Source organism: Pseudomonas sp. BTN1, from assembly GCF_001907715.1.
GTDB lineage: Bacteria > Pseudomonadota > Gammaproteobacteria > Pseudomonadales > Pseudomonadaceae > Aquipseudomonas > Aquipseudomonas paracarnis.
Genome location: NZ_MPBM01000025.1, coordinates 55,634 through 73,842 on the forward strand (window position 1 = coordinate 55,634; position 18,209 = coordinate 73,842).

Sequence of the window (18,209 nt, forward strand, 5' to 3'; positions counted from 1 at the left end):
CTCGATCAAGGTTAGTTCAGTGATGAATGTACTGGCGCCTCCAGGGTGAAACCGAACTCCTCGAACAACGCTGGCGCCGGTGCAGACTCACCGTAGGTGGTCATGCCGATCACGCGGCCTTCCAGGCCCACGTACTTGTACCAGTAGTCAGCGTGAGCCGCTTCGATGGCGATACGCGCACTGACCTGCAACGGCAATACCGATTGCTTGTAGCCGGCGTCCTGGGCTTCGAACACGCTGGTGCATGGCATGGATACAACGCGAACGTTGCGGCCCTGGGCAGTCAGCTTGTCGTAGGCCTGAACGGTCAGGCCCACTTCGGAACCCGTGGAAATCAGGATCAGCTCCGGCTCGCCGATGCAGTCCTTGAGCACATAACCGCCACGGCTGATGTCGGCGATCTGCGCGTCGGTACGCACCTGGTGTTGCAGGTTCTGACGCGAGAAGATCAGCGCCGAAGGGCCGTCCTTGCGCTCGATGGCGTGCTTCCAGGCCACAGCGGATTCCACCGCGTCGGCTGGGCGCCAGCAATCGAGGTTCGGCGTGGTACGCAGGCTGGTCAGTTGCTCGACCGGCTGGTGCGTCGGGCCGTCTTCGCCCAGGCCGATGGAGTCGTGGGTGTAGACGTGGATCACGCGCTTCTTCATCAGCGCCGCCATACGTACGGCGTTACGTGCGTATTCCATGAACATCAGGAAGGTCGCGCCGTAAGGCACCAGGCCACCGTGCAGGGACACGCCGTTCATGATGGCGCTCATGCCGAACTCGCGCACGCCGTAGTACATGTAGTTGCCGCTGGCGTCTTCGGCAGAGACACCTTTGCACCCCTTCCACAGGGTCAAGTTGGAACCGGCCAGGTCAGCCGAACCGCCGAGGAACTCAGGCAGCAACGGGCCAAAGGCGTTCAGGGTGTTCTGGCTGGCTTTACGGCTGGCGATGGTCTCGCCCTTGGCCGCGACTTCAGCGATGTAGGCCGAGGCCTTTTCCGAGAAGTCGGCAGGCAGGTCACCGGCCAGGCGGCGTACCAGCTCGTTGGCCAATTCAGGGAATTCGGCGGAGTACGCAGCGAAACGCTGGTCCCACTCGGATTCAGCCGCCAGGCCTTTTTCCTTGGCATCCCATTCGGCGTAGATATCGGCCGGGATTTCGAACGGGCCGTGGTTCCACTTCAGTGCTTCGCGGGTCAGGGCGATTTCCGCGTCACCCAGCGGGGCGCCGTGGCAGTCTTCTTTACCCTGCTTGTTCGGCGAGCCGAAACCGATGGTGGTCTTGCAGCAGATCAGGGTTGGCTGCGCGCTCTTGCGAGCGGTGTCGATAGCGGTCTTGATCTCTTCCGGATCGTGGCCGTCGACATTGCGGATCACCTGCCAGTTGTAGGCTTCGAAACGCTTAGGCGTGTCGTCAGTGAACCAGCCTTCGACTTCGCCGTCGATGGAGATGCCGTTGTCATCGTAGAAGGCAATCAGCTTGCCCAGGCCCAGGGTACCGGCCAGGGAGGCGACTTCGTGGGAAATGCCTTCCATCATGCAGCCATCACCCAGGAACACGTAGGTGTGGTGGTCAACGATGTCGTGGCCAGGGCGGTTGAACTGCGCGCCCAGGACTTTTTCCGCCAGGGCGAAACCAACCGCATTGGCCAGGCCTTGGCCCAGGGGGCCGGTGGTGGTTTCCACGCCTGGGGTGTAGCCGAACTCCGGGTGGCCCGGGGTACGGCTGTGCAGCTGGCGGAAGCTCTTGAGGTCGTCAATGGTGACGTCGTAGCCGGTCAGGTGCAGCAGCGAATAAATCAGCATCGAGCCGTGGCCGTTGGACAGCACGAAGCGGTCACGGTCGGCGAACGACGGGTTGCTCGGGTTGTGTTTCAGGTAGTCACGCCAAAGTACCTCGGCGATATCCGCCATGCCCATCGGGGCACCGGGATGGCCGCTGTTGGCTTTTTGCACGGCATCCATGCTGAGGGCACGAATGGCGTTGGCACGCTCACGACGGCTGGGCATCGCTGATCTCCTGGAGTTTGCTTATAAAGAAACGGAAAAAAGGACCGGCATTTTCCCTCAGCCACCGCCTGCGGGCAATGACAGATAGTTACTTGTGGGCGTTTTTCCTGTGCTTTGGGCACCAATCCCTTGCAGAAACCTTTAACCGGTTCGTCTAAAGGTTATAGCGACGGCTTATAACCGCCACTTATCGTTCAATATCAAAACTTTTTGATATTGGCCTTGCGGGGATCTACACCCGTCACTAGACTGCTGGCCTTATGAACCTACCCGTGCCCTCCCTGCGTCCTGACGACGGCGATGAACTGGCTGCCTTGTGCAAGGCCGCTGGCGATCCGTTGCGCTTGAACGTACTGCGCGCACTGGCCAACGATTCTTTCGGGGTACTGGAGCTGGCACAGATCTTCGCCATCGGCCAGTCCGGCATGAGCCACCATTTGAAGGTGCTGGCCCAGGCCGACCTGGTGGCTACCCGTCGCGAAGGCAATGCGATTTTCTACCGGCGTGCCCTGCCCCATACCGAACTGCTTGGCGGCAAATTGCACGCTGCCCTGCTCGACGAAGTGGATAACTTGTGCCTGCCCGGCGATGTGCAATCGCGCATCGGCCAGGTGCACGGGCAACGCGCCGCTGCCAGCCAGGATTTTTTCTCACGGGTGGCCGACAAGTTTCGCGCCCAACAGGACCTGATCGCCGGCTTGGCCCAGTACCGCGAAAGCGTACTGGCGTTGTTGGACAAGCTGAGCTTCAGTGAAGAGGCCACAGCCTTGGAAGTCGGCCCGGGCGACGGCGGTTTCCTGCCCGAACTGGCGCGCCGCTTCGAGCAGGTCACCGCGCTGGATAACAGCCCGGCAATGCTTGAACTGGCGCGCCAGCTCTGTGAGCGCGAAGCCTTGGGCAATGTGCGCCTGCAGTTGGCCGATGCCCTGAGTGACACCGGCCTGCGGGCCGATTGCGTGGTGCTGAACATGGTCTTGCACCATTTCGCCGCGCCGGCAGAAGCCCTCAAGCAAATGGCCGGGTTGCTGCACCCCGGCGGTAGCCTGCTGGTTACGGATTTATGCAGCCACAACCAGAATTGGGCCAAGGAGGCCTGCGGTGATCTCTGGCTGGGTTTTGAACAGGACGATCTGGCCCGTTGGGCCACCGCTGCGGGACTCGTTCCCGGGGAAAGCCTCTATGTAGGTTTACGTAATGGTTTCCAGATTCAGGTCCGCCATTTTCAGCGACCGACTGGCGACACTCACCATCGGTAAATATCAGGAAAACATCGAGATGAGCGAATACTCCCTTTTCACCTCCGAGTCCGTGTCTGAAGGGCATCCGGACAAAATCGCCGACCAGATTTCTGATGCGGTGCTGGACGCTATCATCGCTGAAGACAAGTTCGCCCGTGTGGCGTGCGAGACGCTGGTGAAAACGGGCGTGGCGATCATCGCCGGCGAAGTTACCACCACTGCCTGGGTCGACCTGGAGCAGATCGTGCGTGACGTGATCACCGACATTGGCTACAACAGCTCCGACGTCGGCTTTGACGGCGCAACCTGCGGCGTGATGAACATCATCGGCAAGCAGTCCCCAGATATCAACCAGGGCGTTGACCGGGCCAAACCTGAAGACCAGGGCGCCGGCGACCAGGGCCTGATGTTCGGCTACGCCAGCAACGAAACCGACGTACTGATGCCCGCGCCGATCACCTTCTCGCACCAGCTGGTACAACGCCAGGCCGAGGCGCGTAAATCCGGCGTACTGCCATGGCTGCGCCCGGACGCCAAGTCCCAGGTGACCTGCCGCTACGAAGGCGGCAAAGTGGTGGGCATCGACGCCGTCGTACTGTCGACCCAGCACAACCCGGATGTGTCCTACGCCGACCTGCGTGAAGGCGTGATGGAACTGATCGTCAAGCACGTGTTGCCTGCCGAGCTGCTGACCAAGGACACCCAGTTCCACATCAACCCGACCGGCCAGTTCATCATCGGTGGCCCCGTGGGCGACTGCGGCCTGACCGGCCGCAAGATCATCGTCGACAGCTACGGCGGCATGGCCCGTCACGGCGGTGGTGCATTCTCCGGCAAGGACCCGTCCAAGGTTGACCGCTCTGCGGCTTACGCCGGTCGTTATGTGGCCAAGAACATCGTGGCTGCCGGCCTGGCCGAGCGCTGCGAAATCCAGGTTTCCTACGCCATTGGCGTCGCCCAGCCTACGTCGATCTCGCTGAACACCTTCGGCACCGGCAAGATCAGCGATGACAAGATCGTCAAACTGGTGCGTGAGATCTTCGACCTGCGCCCTTACGCGATCACCACCATGCTCGACCTGCTGCACCCGATGTACCAGGAAACCGCAGCCTACGGCCACTTCGGCCGCACCCCGGCACAGAAGACTGTGGGTGATGACACCTTCAGTACCTTCACCTGGGAAAAAACCGACCGCGCCAACGACCTGCGTACCGCCGCCGGCCTGTAATCGTTCGCGGTAAATAGAGCCCCGCCAGGTCTGCCTGGCGGGGCTTTTTGTTGCCTGCAGGGCTTCTTCGGGCTTTTTTGGATCCAAGGCTTGCAGGCAAAATGATGGCCCACTAGAATCCGCGCCCTCTCGGGCCCTTCACCTTATTTGGATATTGCACTGCGCCCGCCCGGGATGGATAAGCGCGCAGGCAATCGAACATTGAGGTTTTCATGCGCATTTCCACGCTCGCTCCTGCCGCCCTTCTGCTCAGCCTGTTCACCCTGTCGGCCCAGGCCGCTGACCTGAACGCTCTGAGCGGCGCCTTGAGTGCCCAGCTCGGTGGCGGCAATGCCGGCGACTGCCAGCAGCAACCCAAAGACCTGCAAACCAAGATCGACGCGGCCAATGCCAAGAACGATCTGTTGAAAGTGCGGGCGTACGAGGCTGCGCTGGAGCAGGTCAACAAAGCTTGCAACAAACTCGCCGACAGCCAGGCAAAAGTCGACGCCAAGCAGCAAAAACAGCAGGCCAAGGCGGAAAACAATGATGCTGTGAAGGCCTTGGGCGGCCTGTTCAAGTAAACAGAAATACCCGGTAAAAAGCCCCGCTCAGTCGGGGCTTTTTTGTGGGCGAGTGGATCACTTAGGCTGGGCACCCTTTTCGAGCAAGGATGCTCATGATGCACGTATTACTGGCTGTTCTCATAAGCGCCCTGCCAGCCTGGGCCTGGGCCGAAACCTGCCCCGAAGACGTTCATTCACAGCTGGAAACCCTGTCCAGGCAAATCCAGCAGTGGGACGACAGCTACCATCGGCAGGGCCAGTCCCTGATCAGCGATGAGCTCTACGACCAGGCCCGCAAGCGCCTCGCGCATTGGCAGGAATGCGCCCGCCAGCAGCCCCCCAAGGCTGATAACCCGCTGGCCAGTGCGCGCGGCACCCTACGTCACCCGGTCGCGCACACCGGCCTGCAAAAGCTGCCGGGCGAGCCTGCCGTCAGTGACTGGCTTAGCACTCGCCAGGAGGTATGGGTCCAACCCAAGGTAGATGGCGTCGCGGTGACGCTGGTGTATCGCCAGGGCCGCTTGCACCAGCTCATCAGTCGGGGCGACGGCCTGCTGGGGCACGACTGGTCAGCCTCCGCCGCCAAGATCCCGGGCATTGTCCAACAGTTGCCCGACGCCGTTGATGTGGTGCTGCAAGGCGAACTCTATTGGCGCCTCAACCATCATGTGCAATCGCTCAAGGGCGGGCTCAATGCACGCAGTAAAGTGGCTGGCCTGATGAACCGTCGCCAATTGAGCGACGCCGAGGCGGCAGGGATCGGCCTGTTCGTCTGGGCATGGCCCGACGGCCCGAAGGACTTCACCGAACGCCTGGCCACCCTGGCGCGCTGGGGGTTTAGCGACAGCCAGCAGTACAGCCAACCCGTCGCTTCCATTAGCGAAGCTGCGCATTGGCGCACGCACTGGTACAACGCGGCATTGCCTTTCGCCAGCGATGGCGTGGTTCTGCACCAGGCTGCGCGAGCGCCCGCCGAGCGCTGGCAAGCCAGTGCGCCGTATTGGTCGGTTGCCTGGAAGTACCCTGCCATCAAGGCCCTGGCCCTGGTACGCAATGTCCACTTCAGGGTGGGGCGCACCGGGCGCATTACTCCAATCCTCGAACTGGAACCCGTGCGGCTGGATGATCGGCAGATCAGCCGGGTCAGTGCCAGCTCCCTGAAACGCTGGCAAGCCCTGGATATCCGCCCCGGCGATCATGTGTCGATCAGCCTGGCGGGCCAAGTGATACCGCGACTGGACGAGGTGATCCTGCGCAACGAGACGCGCGTGGACCTGCAGGTACCCGACCCTCAAGACTTCCACGCTTTGAGCTGCTGGCAACTGGACCCCGGCTGCGAAGATCAGTTGCTCGCCCGCCTCACCTGGCTGAGCGGCAAACACGGCCTGGCCTTACCCCATATGGGCCGTGAAACCTGGAACGTATTGATTCAGGCCGGTCTAATCGCAGGCTTTCTCGATTGGTTGACCCTGGATGCGGCCGAGCTTGCTACCATTGAGGGCTTAGGCGAGCGGACCCGTGCGCGGGTGCTCGACAGTATTCAAAGCGCCCGGCAACGCCCTTTTTTACAATGGCTCCGCGCCTTGGGCATACCGCCAGCGGCGCGCAACAACTTGGAAGGTAACTGGCAGACGCTGGTCGCCAAAGACCCCCAAGCCTGGCTGGCCTCAGACGGCATTGGCCCGGGACGCGCGGCGCAACTCAGCGCTTTTTTTCGCGACCCGCAGGTACAAGCCTTGGCTGAAACATTACGCGTAGCCGGGATAGATGGGTTTTGAACACCCCCGGCCACCTGATTGCGAACTTGGAGCTTTATATGAAATTTCTCGCCCCCTTTGCCTTGCTGACCGTCGCAAGCTTCATGGCCACGCCGCTGTTGGCCGCCGAAGACGTACAACCCCTCACCGGCTGCGCCGCCAAGCGCCAGGCCATCAGCAGCCAGATCGAACAGGCCAAGGCCCACGGTAACCGCGCCCAGCAGGCCGGTCTGGAAAAAGCCTTGGACGAAGTCACTACCCACTGCACCGATGCCGGCTTGAAGAAAGAACGTGAAAACAAAGTGCTCGACGCCAAGCACGAAGTCAGCCGCCGTCAGGCCGACCTCGACAAGGCTATGAAAAAAGGCGACCCGGACAAGATCAACAAGCGTAAGGAGAAGCTGGCCGACTCGCGCAAAGAGCTGCAAGACGCGGTGGAAGAACTTGACCAGTAAAACCGGTCAATGATCGCGGAACTGTTTATGGCAGGCGCTGCAGGCATCTTCAACTTTTTGCACCGCAGGTTGCAGGCTGCTGGCCTTGTAGGGCTGCACTTGGCTGGCGATCACCAATTCACCGGTGGCCGCCTCAAGATCGCGGGCCAATTGTTGGAACTGCGCCTGTTTTTGCCACACATCATCTTTGGCACTGGTGTGGTCTTCTTCGCGCACGCTCGGGAAATGCTTCCACGGCTCATGGGACAACGCATCCAGTTTGACCGCACCCTCGGCGAACTTGGCGCCGTCAAATGGGATACGCCCGCGCAGCATCCCGCCCAGGTCTTCACCAGTCTTGAGCATCTGCTTGAAGATCGCCTTGCGCTGGCCCAGGGGGGAATTGGGATCAACACCGCCACAGGCAGACACTGCCAGGCAGGCCAGCAATACAACGGTCAATTTTTTTAACATCATCATGGCTTCAAGGTCACGGGAAACGGCGGCCAGTATCCTCGCACCGCCCGCAAAGACCAATAGCCCTATTAATAATAAGGGTTGCCCGAATGCAGTGAAGCACGGGCAATCGTTTCAGGAATTGCTTGCATGAATGTCACCTTCAAACCCTGGGGCCGGCGCTTGGCGTGGGCTCTGCCAATGTTCGCGCTACTGGCCGGCTGCGATGCCGGTAAAGACGCCGGCAAAGAAGCTGCCCAGGAACCCACCAAACCTCACGCCGTTGCCACCTACGTGAGCGCACCGTGGGAAGCCTTGCCGAGCGTTTCCGACAGCGACTTGCTCGCCGGCTTCGAATCCTGGCGCAGCGCCTGCCAGCGCCTCAAGGCCGACCCGATCTGGGGCCCGACCTGCGCGACAGCGACCAGCGTTCCGGGCGATGCCGTGGCGGTTCGTGGCTTTCTCAAGGAACACCTGGATGTCTTCGGCCTGCGTTCGGCGGACAACACGCCAAACGGCTTGATCACAGGTTATTACGAGCCGGTCTACCCCGGCAGCCTGACCAAGACCGCCACCGCCCACGTGCCGGTATACGGCGTGCCGGACGACCTGATCATCGTCAACCTCGACAGCATCTACCCGGAACTCAAGGGCAAGCGCCTGCGCGGGCGCCTGGAAGGTCGTGTGCTCAAGCCGTATGACGACGCCAGCACCCTCAACAGCCAAGGCTCCACCGCCAAGCCGATCGCCTGGCTGACCGACCCGATGGACCTGCAATTCCTGCAGATCCAGGGCTCGGGGCGTATTCAACTGGCCGGTGGGCGCCAACTGCGTGTGGGTTACGGCGACCAGAACGGCTACCCGTACCGCCCCATAGGCCGTTGGCTGGTGGAACAAGGCGAACTGAAAAAAGAAGACGTGACCATGGCCGCCATCAGCGCCTGGGCCAAGGCCCACCCGCAGCGCATTCCAGAACTGTTGGCGAGCAACCCCAGCTACGTATTCTTCAGCGCCCGCCCCGACAGTAACGAAGGCCCGCGCGGTTCGCTGAACGTGCCATTGACCGCCGGCTACAGCGTGGCGGTGGATCGCAAGGTGATTCCGCTGGGCAGCCTGTTGTGGTTGTCGACCACCAAGCCGGACGGCACGCCACTGGCACGCCCGGTCGCCGCGCAGGACACCGGCGGCGCAATCACCGGCGAAGTGCGCGCAGATCTGTTCTGGGGCACAGGCAATGCCGCAGGCGAGTTGGCGGGAAACATGAAACAGCAAGGGCAGATCTGGATGCTGTGGCCCAAAGGCGCGGCGTTGCCCCAGGTGCCGGATGCGCCTGCCGGCACCTGACAACCTCTGATAGTCAATGTGGGTGGGGGCTTGCCCTGATCCCAGCCAGTTATCGCAAATCCCCTGTGGGAGCGGTCTTGCCCGCGAAGGCGGCGTGTCAGTCACTGCATCTGTTACTGCACGACCGCTTTCGCAGGCAAGCCAGCTCCCACATTTAATTGATCAACAGCAGGGCTTGCTCCCTCCCGCATAGCGACGGCGTCATCCCTCAGATCGAGACGAAGAAGAAACTCGCAATCAACGCCATACCCACGGCCCACACCAGCGAACGCAAGATCGCCCAGTCCGCCAGGTAGCAAATGATGTACAGCAGGCGGCTGGTGATAAACAGCACTGCCAGCACGTTGATCGTCACCAGTTCGGCGTTGCCGGCCAGGTGCGCAATGATGACTGCGGCGGCAAACGCCGGGGTCACTTCGAAACTGTTGAGTTGCGCGCTATGAGCACGCTTGGCGACGCCTTCCAGGCTCTCGAGGAAGGCACGCGGGTCGTGGTTATCCCGTGGCCCGAACTTGCCTGTACTGAACTTGGCCACACCGGTGCAGATGTACGGCAGAAAGATTGCGATCAACACACACCATAAAGCGACTGTCATCACCGATTCCTTTTAGTTTTATCCGACGGTTAGAGTTTCATCACCAACATGCCAATCAACACCAACCCACAGGCTATGAGCCGTGGACGGCCAAAAGGTTCTTTCAAGTAACGCATCCCGAACAGCACCACCAGAATCACACTGACTTCGCGCAGCGCGGCGGCTTCGGCAATCGAGCCCAACTGCATGGCCCAAAGTACCAAAGCGTAGCTCAACAACACGCATAACCCCACGCTCAACCCCAACCGCCACTGGGTGCGCCAGAACAGGCTGAAGGCTGCACGCTTGCGCACCAGCGCCAGCAGCGGAAACGGCCAGGCGCTGATCAGCGTCAACCACACCAGGTAATCCAGCGGGTGCGACCAGCGCCGCAACGCCTGCCCGTCCAAAAAGGTGTAACAGCCAATGCACAGGCCGATCAGCAACACCACGGGTAGCATCGACCAGGGCAACCGGTCACCGCCGCCGCCCTGCCACAACAGGCACACCATACCGAACGGGATCAGCAGAATCCCCAGGATTTGCTGGGTACTCAGCACTTCGCCGGCAAACACCAGGGTCAGCACCAGCACCACCAGCGGCGACAAACCGCGCATCAACGGATATACCAGGCCCAGGTCACCCACCCGATAGGCCTGGATCAACAAATAGCGATAGAGCAATTCAAACAGCGCCGAGCCAACGAGCCACGGCCAGAGTTCCAGCGGCGGCAAAGACACGAACCCCACCGCCAATACCACGAACAGCAGCGCCACACTGTCCATGCAAGCGATGACTAAAAGGCGCTCGCCACTGAACTTGATCAAGGTGTTCCACGTCGCATGCAACAGCGCCGCTACCAGCACCAGGGCTGTCGCTACCACCAGAACCTCCTTAATTGATACGTCATGTAACAGCACCTGTTTATACTAAACCCCGATTCGACGCACCCCGTGCGCCTATATTTCCCTGCTCCAAGGACCCCGGATGCTTGAACTTGTCGCCGCTTTCATCTGCCTCACCACCCTGCTCACTTATGTGAACTTCCGTTTTATCGGCCTGCCGCCCACCATCGGCGTGATGGTCACCGCACTGCTGTTCTCGCTGATCCTGCAAGGCCTGAGCGTGCTCGGCTACCCAGGCTTAGAGGAACGCGTCCAACAGCTGATCGGCCAGATCGACTTCGGCGATTTGCTGATGAACTGGATGCTGTCGTTCCTGCTGTTCGCCGGCGCCTTGCACGTCAACTTGAACGACTTGCGCAGCTACCGCTGGCCCATCGGCCTGCTGGCAACCTTTGGCGTGTTGATCGCCACCGTGGTGATCGGCAGCCTGGCGTACTACATCTTCGCCCTGTTTGGCTGGCACGTGAGCTTCCTTTACTGCTTGCTGTTCGGCGCGCTGATTTCCCCCACCGACCCCATTGCGGTGCTCGGCGTGCTGCGGACCGCCAATGCCTCCAAACCGCTGAAAACCACCATCGTCGGCGAGTCGCTGTTCAATGACGGCACCGCCGTGGTGGTGTTTACCGTGCTGCTGGGCATCGCGCAGTTGGGTGAAACACCCACCGTGGGCGCCACGGCCATGCTGTTTGCCCACGAAGCCATTGGCGGCGTGCTGTTTGGCGGGCTGATCGGCTACCTCGTGTACCTGATGATCAAGAGCATCGAACAGCACCAGATCGAAGTCATGCTGACCCTCGCCCTGGTGATCGGCGGCTCGGCCATGGCTTCGGAGCTGCATGTGTCCGCACCGATTGCGATGGTGGTCGCGGGGCTGATCATCGGTAACCTGGGACGCAAGCTGGCGATGAACGACATGACGCGTCGCTACCTGGATGGTTTCTGGGAATTGCTCGATGACATGCTCAACGCGCTGCTGTTTGCGCTGATCGGCATGGAGCTGCTGCTATTGCCATTCAACTGGCTGCACGTGTTCGCGGCCAGCCTGCTGGCGGTGGCGATCCTGCTCTCGCGCCTGCTGACCGTGGCCCCGGCGATCCTGTTGCTGCGCCGTTGGCGCTCGGTACCACGCGGCACTATCCGCATCCTCACCTGGGGCGGCCTGCGCGGCGGCGTCTCGGTGGCATTGGCCCTGGCCCTGCCCCTGGGCCCTGAGCGTGACTTGTTGCTGAGCATCACCTATATCGTGGTGCTGTCTTCGATCCTGTTGCAGGGGTTGACGATCGGTCGCGTTGTCAGCCGCGTTACTGGGCCGCAGTAACCGCGCCGCGCAACACTTCAAGTAGGTGCCGCATCGCCAGTGGACGGCGCGGTGTCGAGCCGTACATGACTACCAGCTCGCGCGCATAGCACTGCGGGTTGCCGGCCGGTAACACACTGATGCCGTTGGAGGGCATGCCCGCCCACTGCGGCACCAGCGAAACCCCCATCCCTTGGGCGACCAGCATCAGGATAGTTTCCAGCGCATCCAGCTCACATAGCACCTCTGGGTCGAAGGACTGTTCATCCAGAAAGCGCTGGGCAATCTGACCGCCCCAGGAGCGTGCGTCATAGCGGATGAATGGGCGTTCACGTAACAAGGCAGCCAGCGCCTGCGCACCCCACTGGGCGGGCGCAACCAGAATCAAGGGTTCGGCACGCAGCAAGGCCATCGACAAGGCTTTGGGCGGTTGAAACGGCGGCCGTACCAGTATCGCCGCATCCAACTCCTGGTTGAGTAACTTCTCATAAAGGCTTCTGGAGTCGCCGGGTGTGATCTTCAGCCTCAGCTTGGGTGCTGACATTGTCAGACGCTCGATCACCCCCGGCAAGACGCCGGTCAGCGCCGTGGAAATGGCCCCGATTTTAATTTCCCCCGATAACTCGTCCTGGCTCAGCTGCTCCTGCAGCTGGCGCGCCTGTTCAATAACTGCCTGGATTCTGGGCAAGAGCAGCAAGCATTGATCCGAAGGCCAAGCGGCATGTGCCGTGCGCATGAGCAGCGTACAACCCAGCGTGCGCTCAAGCGCCTTGACCCGCAGGCTGATCGCCGCGGCACTACGATTTTCACGGCGCGCAGCGGCGGCTATCGACCCGGTTTCAATGACAGCGACCAGGCTCCTCAGGAATCGAACATCCATAAGTTTTCCTTTCGCTCAGACCAAGGCAAACCCGTTTTACCCTGGCGGCATCGCCTGTTTAACCTGACAGTTCCCCATCTGGAGAACCAGCCATGAACAGACCCTTTCACGCTGCATACCATGTTTATGACTTAGACGAGGCGCGCATTTTTTATCGAGATGTTTTGGGTTGCACCGAGGGCCGGTACAGCGAGACCTGGATCGACTTCGACTTTTTCGGCAATCAACTTTCACTGCACCTCGGTACGCCCTTCCCAACCACACGCACCGGCCTGGTCGGTGAGCACCAGGTACTGATGCCACACCTGGGCGTGGTGCTGCCACTTGATGAGTGGCTGACGCTTGCCGAGCGCCTCACCCGCCTGGGCACGCGCTTCGAGATTCCACCCGTGACCCGCTTTGCCGGCGAACCTGGCGAGCAGCGCACGATGTTTTTTCTCGACCCCAGCGGTAACCCCATCGAAGTGAAAGGGTTCAAGCACTTCGAAGGGTTGTTCGCCCAGTAAATCCCTGACAATCACAACAATAAGGGACACCCCCATGACCACTAGAAAACCCACCAGTCTTATCACTCGCATCATGATCGGCCTGGCTGCCGGGATAATCGTCGGCCTCCTGCTCAATCAATTTCCCGAGCAAAAAACCTGGTTCATCGACAATCTGCTGCAACCGGCTGGCGACCTGTTTATCAAGCTGATGAAGATGATCGTCGTTCCCCTGGTATTTGCCTGCATGACCGTCGGCATCGCCGGCATGGGCAACCCGTCTGCCCTGGGTCGCGTCGGCCTGAAGACCTTCGTGTACTTCTTCACCATCACCAGCATTGCCATCGTCTTCGGGCTGTTGGTTGGCAATGTGGTGCAGCCCGGCTCGGGCGCCGAATTCGGCAGCACGCTGCAGGCACCGGCGACGGGACTGGCCTCCAGTGGCACCCCACAGAACCTGGGCCAGGTACTGCTGGCGATCGTGCCGGATAACATCGTCCTGGCCATGTCACAGGGCAAACTGCTGTCGGTGCTGTTCTTCGCGATCCTGTTCGGTTGTGCCTTGTCGTTGTTGCCCGAGGAGCGCAAAGCGCCCTTGATCAGCGTGATGCAAAGCGTCTCCGACACCATGTTCAAAGTCACCCACCTGGTCATGCATTACTCGCCGATAGGTATTTTCGGCCTGATCGCGGTCACCGTCGCCAGCTTTGGCCTCAGTGCGTTGTTGCCGCTGGCCAAACTGATCGGCACGACCTATGTCGCGGTGCTCTTATTTGCCCTGTGTGTATTGGGTGCAGTGGCACGCTTGGCCGGCGTCGGCTTTTTTCACCTGGTGCGGGAAATACGCAGTGAACTGCTGCTGGCCTTCAGCAGTGCCGCCTCGGCGACGGTCATGCCTCAACTGATCGAGAAGATGGAGCGCTATGGCGCGCCACGGCCCATTACCAGCATGGTGATCCCACTGGGGTACTCGTTCAATCTGGATGGTGCATCGCTGTTTGCCGCACTCGGCACGCTGTTCATCGCCCAAGCGTATGGCATCGACTTGAGCCTGGCGGATCAAGGCATGCTGGTCTTGATCATGGTGCTGACATCAAAGGGCGCGGCGGGCGTGCCAGGCTTCATGTTTATCATCCTGACCGCGACGTTGACCGCGGCCGGGCTTCCCGTGGAGGGTGTGGCAATCATCGCGGGCATCTATCGGCTGATGGATATGCCCGTCACAGCCCTGAATGTACTGGGCAACGCATTGGCCCCGCTGGTAATTGCTCGCTGGGAAGGTCAGCTCAAGGCACCCGACAGCACGCTGGCCTGCGAACCTCCCAGCGTGCCCTTCAAGGCCTGACGCGTCAGCCAGGGTAATGTCACACTTTGCCCTTATCCTGACGGGGCTTCGCCTGTGTGTGAGATTGAGCAACAGCAGGCACGGACGCCTCGCTGCGAACCTGCGCATGGCTGATCAACGCAAAGATGAAGCTACCGCCGATGATGTTGCCGGCCAGAGTCGGTCCGGCGAAGACCAGCCAGAAATCCTTCCACGGCAACTCGCCGGCAAACACCAGGTAGGACACTTCCGCTGAACCGACGACGATATGGGTGAAGTCGCCCAGTGCCATGAAGTAGGTGATCAGGATGATAATCCACAGCTTGGCGCTCTCCATCGACGGAATCATCCAGACCATGGTGGCTATCATCCAACCGGAGACGATGCCCTTGGCGAACATCTGCGCGGGGGCGTTCTCCATGACCTTGCGACCGATCTCGAGGAAGGCCAGGTCGGTCTTGGTATCGAAGATCGGCAGGTGCAGCATCACGTAGGCCACCAGCAAGGTGCCACACAGGTTGCCCACCAGCACCACCGTCCACAGCCGTAACAAGCGCCCGGCGTTGGCCAGGGTCGGTTTGCTCATCACCGGCAGCACGGCGGTCAGGGTGTTTTCGGTAAACAACTGCTGACGAGCAAGAATCACCGCGAGAAAGCCTGCGCAATAGCCAAAGCTGGCAATGACCTTGAATTCATCACCGTCCGGCAGGCGCGAATTGAGCAGGCCCATACCCATCAGCGACAAGCCCATGGTCAGGCCGGCGGCCAGCGCCGACCACCACAACGCTGCCACACTGCGCTCTAGCTCCTGATCGCCTTGGGTGCGGATAATTTCGTGTAATACAGCCGCGCGAGGCGGCTGGTTCTCGTCAACGTTCTGCTGCTCTTCCTGCGACAGATTGGGGGTCTTGCCGTCTGCTTGAGTGGCCATGATGTACCAGAGTCCAAGGGGTGCCTGTAGCTACGACACGCCGCGACGATGGCTGTTCAGTAGCACTGCAACTAAACCGGAATACGCCAGGCCTTGGCCTGCTCCACGGTGGTAGAGCTGAAGGGTTTACTCCAGGGTTTATTGCGCGCCCGGTAATGTTTGACGATGCCATCAAGCACACGGTTGAACTCCGCTGGCGTCGTCGCCTCGCCCAAATCCCGCACCGCACGTTGCAATAACTCAACGTTGGCAGCCGGTTGGCCAGGACGGTATAGCGAGGGGTAAATGACTTCGCGGATAAAATTCTCTGCCTTCACGCCGATATCGCGTTTTTGCATTTCCGCGACGGCGCTGGTCAACACTTTGGACAGGCCTGAGCCATTGCTCGACGCCTGCTTGGTGCCCACCTGCAGCAGTTGCTGGAAATTACGCTGGCCTGGCGCATTCAGGCGCTTGCCCAGCCACTCGATATCCTCGGGCCTACGGGCGAGCGCATCCAGATTGCGCAGCGCCGAGGCTAATTTCGGCGTGATCACCAGCGACGTGCTGGTTTGATTCGCCTCGGCAATCGCAGTGTCCAACGCCTGTAACGCCTGCTGTGTGTCTTTGCGAAAGCGCAACGCCTCGGCGCCGGCCGGGTCCTTTTGCAGATCAACCTGCACGCTGGCGAGCATTTGATCATCCATAGCCATCACGGCGTCGTTCATCGAGGGGAATTCATGACGCTCACGCTCCAGCTCACGTTTTTGCAGATGCCCTGACACCGCCTGGCGGGCCTGGGACTGCAAATGCTGTTTCTGCTCAGGGGTCATGGTGAAGTTGACGGTGCCATTGAGCAGGCCGCGAAAGTCGCCTTTGCCCGAGTTCAGTGGCAGCGTTACCGTTTGCTCCGAATACGTTTTGAGCCGGTCATCCTGATAGCTTTCAGCCGCGGTGTGTGGCGTGCCGGTGATCGTGTCGACCAGGGAGCTGAAAAAACCTCCGCTTTTTGGGGGGGCTGATGGTTTGTCAGACTCGAACTTGACGATCAGGGCTTCGTCCTTGCCCAGGGGGCTTTCCGGGAAAGAACGCTCAATAATGCCTGGCGCCGGGGTATTGAGGAGCAAACCACCGTCCTGAAACGCCGTGACCTCTGAAGCAGCCTGAAACCCGTGGCCCTGTTCGGAAGGGCTCTTGAACAACCCAGGCAGCGCCCCCGAAATAAGCGCGGCGCGGGCGATATCCATATCCGGTGTGAGGCTGGCATTGAATGTCACCAACTGCGGGCGACCATCGAACATGCCCGTGCCGGTGATGTTCAGTTGCTTGATCGCCGGAATATGCCGGCTCAAAATTTCCAAGTCGCGAAACGTCGGCCCTCCGCCAGCGCTTAGCCGGTCGGCAATTTCCGTGACCTCGGGCGGTCGGTTTGCCGCTGGCATGCCCGCGATATGAGCGAGAACAGACTTACGTGACTCGTTACGAATCAAGTCCTCCAAAGGCTGCCCCTCGGTTTGCAGACGCGGCAACAGCGTCAGCAACAGTTGAGAGATGTTACCGGCCGGCCCAGGCAAACTGCCGGCGAGCTTGCCGAGCTTGGAACTGGCGTCCTGCAACCAAGACATGACCGGGTCTTTGCTGTTGAGCAAGCTGGGCAGGTCAAGGTTATTCGACAGTTGCGTAAAGGCCTTGGCATCCATGCCGCTGGCGAGCAGCGCTGCGGAAATCGCGCCGGCAGAAGAGCCGGAAACCACTTTGACGCCTTTGAGTTTGTCGGCCTCTTCAAGCGCCTGCACCATGCCTGGAAAGGCGATGCCCTTGGCGCCACCGCCACTGAGCACCAAGTGAGCAGGCGGCGGCGGTGACAGCACCACCTCCACACGTCCATCGCTGTGACGATAAATACTCAGGTTGCGCTCGCCCACACCTTTGACCAGAGGCGTCTTTACATCCTGGTCGGTGGTTCGAGGCAGAGGGGGCTGGTTTTCTACAACAGAACTGGAGACTTTCATACACGAGGCTCTCTCTACAGGGTGTAGGCCTGAGTGATGAGAGAGCCTCGGATAGATCCATGTGAAATGATTTGGTAACGCAAATCACGCCGTGCAGTTGTTACTCGGGAAGACTGTCGTCCTTGAACTGGTCCTTCACATACTTGATTTCGGTACGGCCATGGGGCGCCGGCAAACCGTCTTCGCCCAGGTTGACGAAGACCATTTTTTCCACGGTCAGGATGCTTTTGCGCGTGATCTTGTTGCGCACTTCACAGGTCAGGGTGATGGAGGTGCGGCCGAACTCGGTGGCAGTGATGCCCAGTTCGATGATGTCGCCCTGGCGTGAAGCGCTGACAAAGTTGATTTCCGAGATGTACTTGGTGACCACGCGCTGGTTGCCGAGCTGGACAATCGCGTAGATGGCCGCTTCTTCGTCGATCCAGCGCAGCAAGCTACCGCCGAACAGAGTGCCGTTGGGGTTGAGGTCTTCGGGTTTTACCCATTTGCGGGTGTGGAAGTTCATGGTCACTCCAAAGCGTCTTGCGAAATGATGGGCAACATCATGGCAGAGCCCAGGCCCAAGCTCTATGAGCCATTGCCTATCAACCCCATGCGCGATCTTCATTGCCACCGACAGAAAGGCTTGGGAAGTGCCACATACACGGCTATAATCGCCTCCGTTTCAAAACGGTCATCTTCGATTGATACCGTTCTCCCGCCACCTGTCCGAGGGGCGCTGCAGCAGGTTAAACCTGTCAGGCTCGGATGGGGCGTTGTCCGGCCTGGTTGCCTTGGCCTGATACTAAACGCACAACGGCGCCCATTCGCACACTACGAATGG

Annotated in this window: 17 protein-coding genes and 1 riboswitch; of the genes, 9 read left to right on the forward strand and 8 right to left on the reverse strand. The window is 60.3% G+C overall.

Annotation, left to right across the window (positions count from 1 at the left end; genetic code table 11):
- Positions 1 to 11: 11 nt before the first annotated feature.
- A complete protein-coding gene (gene tkt / locus BMH52_RS11795) occupies positions 12 to 1,997 on the reverse strand; it encodes a transketolase (RefSeq protein ID WP_073843789.1) in 1,986 nt (661 codons plus the stop codon).
- Positions 1,998 to 2,257: 260 nt separating this feature from the next.
- On the opposite strand from tkt, the gene BMH52_RS11800 reads away from it, so the two are divergent.
- From BMH52_RS11800 to BMH52_RS11820, 5 genes are all read left to right on the forward strand, one after another.
- Complete coding sequence (locus tag BMH52_RS11800) at positions 2,258 to 3,253, forward strand: metalloregulator ArsR/SmtB family transcription factor (RefSeq protein ID WP_073843791.1); 996 nt, start codon at positions 2,258 to 2,260, stop codon at positions 3,251 to 3,253.
- 19 nt (positions 3,254 to 3,272) lie between these two features.
- Positions 3,273 to 4,463 carry a methionine adenosyltransferase gene (gene metK, locus BMH52_RS11805; protein WP_003194964.1) on the forward strand — a complete coding sequence of 397 codons (1,191 nt, stop codon included), beginning with the start codon at positions 3,273 to 3,275 and terminating at the stop codon, positions 4,461 to 4,463.
- A gap of 212 nt (positions 4,464 to 4,675) precedes the next feature.
- Positions 4,676 to 5,026 (forward strand): DUF1090 family protein, encoded by a 351-nt coding sequence (locus BMH52_RS11810; RefSeq protein WP_073843793.1) that lies wholly within the window; start codon positions 4,676 to 4,678, stop codon positions 5,024 to 5,026.
- 95 nt (positions 5,027 to 5,121) lie between these two features.
- Positions 5,122 to 6,786 carry an NAD-dependent DNA ligase LigB gene (gene ligB, locus BMH52_RS11815; protein ID WP_073843796.1) on the forward strand — a complete coding sequence of 555 codons (1,665 nt, stop codon included), beginning with the start codon at positions 5,122 to 5,124 and terminating at the stop codon, positions 6,784 to 6,786.
- Between the two features lie 38 nt (positions 6,787 to 6,824).
- Positions 6,825 to 7,220 (forward strand): DUF1090 domain-containing protein, encoded by a 396-nt coding sequence (locus tag BMH52_RS11820; RefSeq protein ID WP_014720283.1) that lies wholly within the window; start codon positions 6,825 to 6,827, stop codon positions 7,218 to 7,220.
- Between the two features lie 6 nt (positions 7,221 to 7,226).
- Here BMH52_RS11820 and BMH52_RS11825 read toward each other — a convergent pair whose 3' ends face one another.
- The gene (locus tag BMH52_RS11825) at positions 7,227 to 7,676 is read right to left on the reverse strand and encodes a cytochrome c (RefSeq protein WP_019817443.1); all 450 of its coding nucleotides are present in this window, start codon (positions 7,674 to 7,676) and stop codon (positions 7,227 to 7,229) included.
- A gap of 129 nt (positions 7,677 to 7,805) precedes the next feature.
- Here BMH52_RS11825 and BMH52_RS11830 point away from each other — a divergent pair, with 129 nt between their 5' ends.
- Positions 7,806 to 8,999 (forward strand): murein transglycosylase A, encoded by a 1,194-nt coding sequence (locus tag BMH52_RS11830; protein ID WP_072435394.1) that lies wholly within the window; start codon positions 7,806 to 7,808, stop codon positions 8,997 to 8,999.
- A gap of 208 nt (positions 9,000 to 9,207) precedes the next feature.
- Here the strand turns inward: BMH52_RS11830 and BMH52_RS11835 are convergent, their stop codons facing one another.
- Both BMH52_RS11835 and BMH52_RS11840 read right to left on the reverse strand, forming a co-directional pair.
- Positions 9,208 to 9,594, reverse strand: a complete 387-nt coding sequence (locus BMH52_RS11835) for an MAPEG family protein (protein WP_014720286.1) — start codon at positions 9,592 to 9,594, stop codon at positions 9,208 to 9,210.
- A 29-nt stretch (positions 9,595 to 9,623) separates the two neighbouring features.
- On the reverse strand, positions 9,624 to 10,457 hold the full coding sequence (locus tag BMH52_RS11840; protein ID WP_072435393.1) for an EamA family transporter: 834 nt from the start codon (positions 10,455 to 10,457) through the stop codon (positions 9,624 to 9,626).
- A gap of 103 nt (positions 10,458 to 10,560) precedes the next feature.
- Between BMH52_RS11840 and BMH52_RS11845 the strand changes: the two genes are divergently transcribed.
- Entirely contained in the window at positions 10,561 to 11,796 is a 1,236-nt protein-coding gene (locus tag BMH52_RS11845; protein WP_014720288.1) for a sodium:proton antiporter, read from the forward strand.
- On the opposite strand, the gene BMH52_RS11850 is transcribed toward BMH52_RS11845, so the two are convergent.
- Positions 11,780 to 12,655, reverse strand: coding sequence for a LysR substrate-binding domain-containing protein (locus BMH52_RS11850; protein ID WP_072435392.1), 876 nt, complete (start codon positions 12,653 to 12,655; stop codon positions 11,780 to 11,782). The genes BMH52_RS11845 and BMH52_RS11850 overlap by 17 nt on opposite strands.
- Before the next feature lie 92 nt (positions 12,656 to 12,747).
- Between BMH52_RS11850 and BMH52_RS11855 the strand changes: the two genes are divergently transcribed.
- The gene (locus BMH52_RS11855; protein ID WP_073843798.1) at positions 12,748 to 13,161 is read left to right on the forward strand and encodes a VOC family protein; all 414 of its coding nucleotides are present in this window, start codon (positions 12,748 to 12,750) and stop codon (positions 13,159 to 13,161) included.
- 34 nt (positions 13,162 to 13,195) lie between these two features.
- A complete protein-coding gene (locus BMH52_RS11860; protein WP_231125692.1) occupies positions 13,196 to 14,485 on the forward strand; it encodes a cation:dicarboxylate symporter family transporter in 1,290 nt (429 codons plus the stop codon).
- Between the two features lie 19 nt (positions 14,486 to 14,504).
- On the opposite strand, the gene BMH52_RS11865 is transcribed toward BMH52_RS11860, so the two are convergent.
- The 3 genes from BMH52_RS11865 to BMH52_RS11875 all read right to left on the reverse strand — a co-directional run bounded on the left by BMH52_RS11865 (position 14,505) and on the right by BMH52_RS11875 (position 17,891).
- Positions 14,505 to 15,395: a formate/nitrite transporter family protein gene (locus BMH52_RS11865; RefSeq protein ID WP_073843800.1), complete on the reverse strand. Its 891-nt coding sequence runs from the start codon at positions 15,393 to 15,395 to the stop codon at positions 14,505 to 14,507.
- A gap of 71 nt (positions 15,396 to 15,466) precedes the next feature.
- On the reverse strand, positions 15,467 to 17,386 hold the full coding sequence (locus BMH52_RS11870; protein ID WP_073843802.1) for a patatin-like phospholipase family protein: 1,920 nt from the start codon (positions 17,384 to 17,386) through the stop codon (positions 15,467 to 15,469).
- A 100-nt stretch (positions 17,387 to 17,486) separates the two neighbouring features.
- Positions 17,487 to 17,891 (reverse strand): acyl-CoA thioesterase, encoded by a 405-nt coding sequence (locus tag BMH52_RS11875; protein WP_003194988.1) that lies wholly within the window; start codon positions 17,889 to 17,891, stop codon positions 17,487 to 17,489.
- A 199-nt stretch (positions 17,892 to 18,090) separates the two neighbouring features.
- Positions 18,091 to 18,197: riboswitch (S-adenosyl-L-homocysteine riboswitch) on the forward strand.
- Positions 18,198 to 18,209 lie beyond the last annotated feature (12 nt).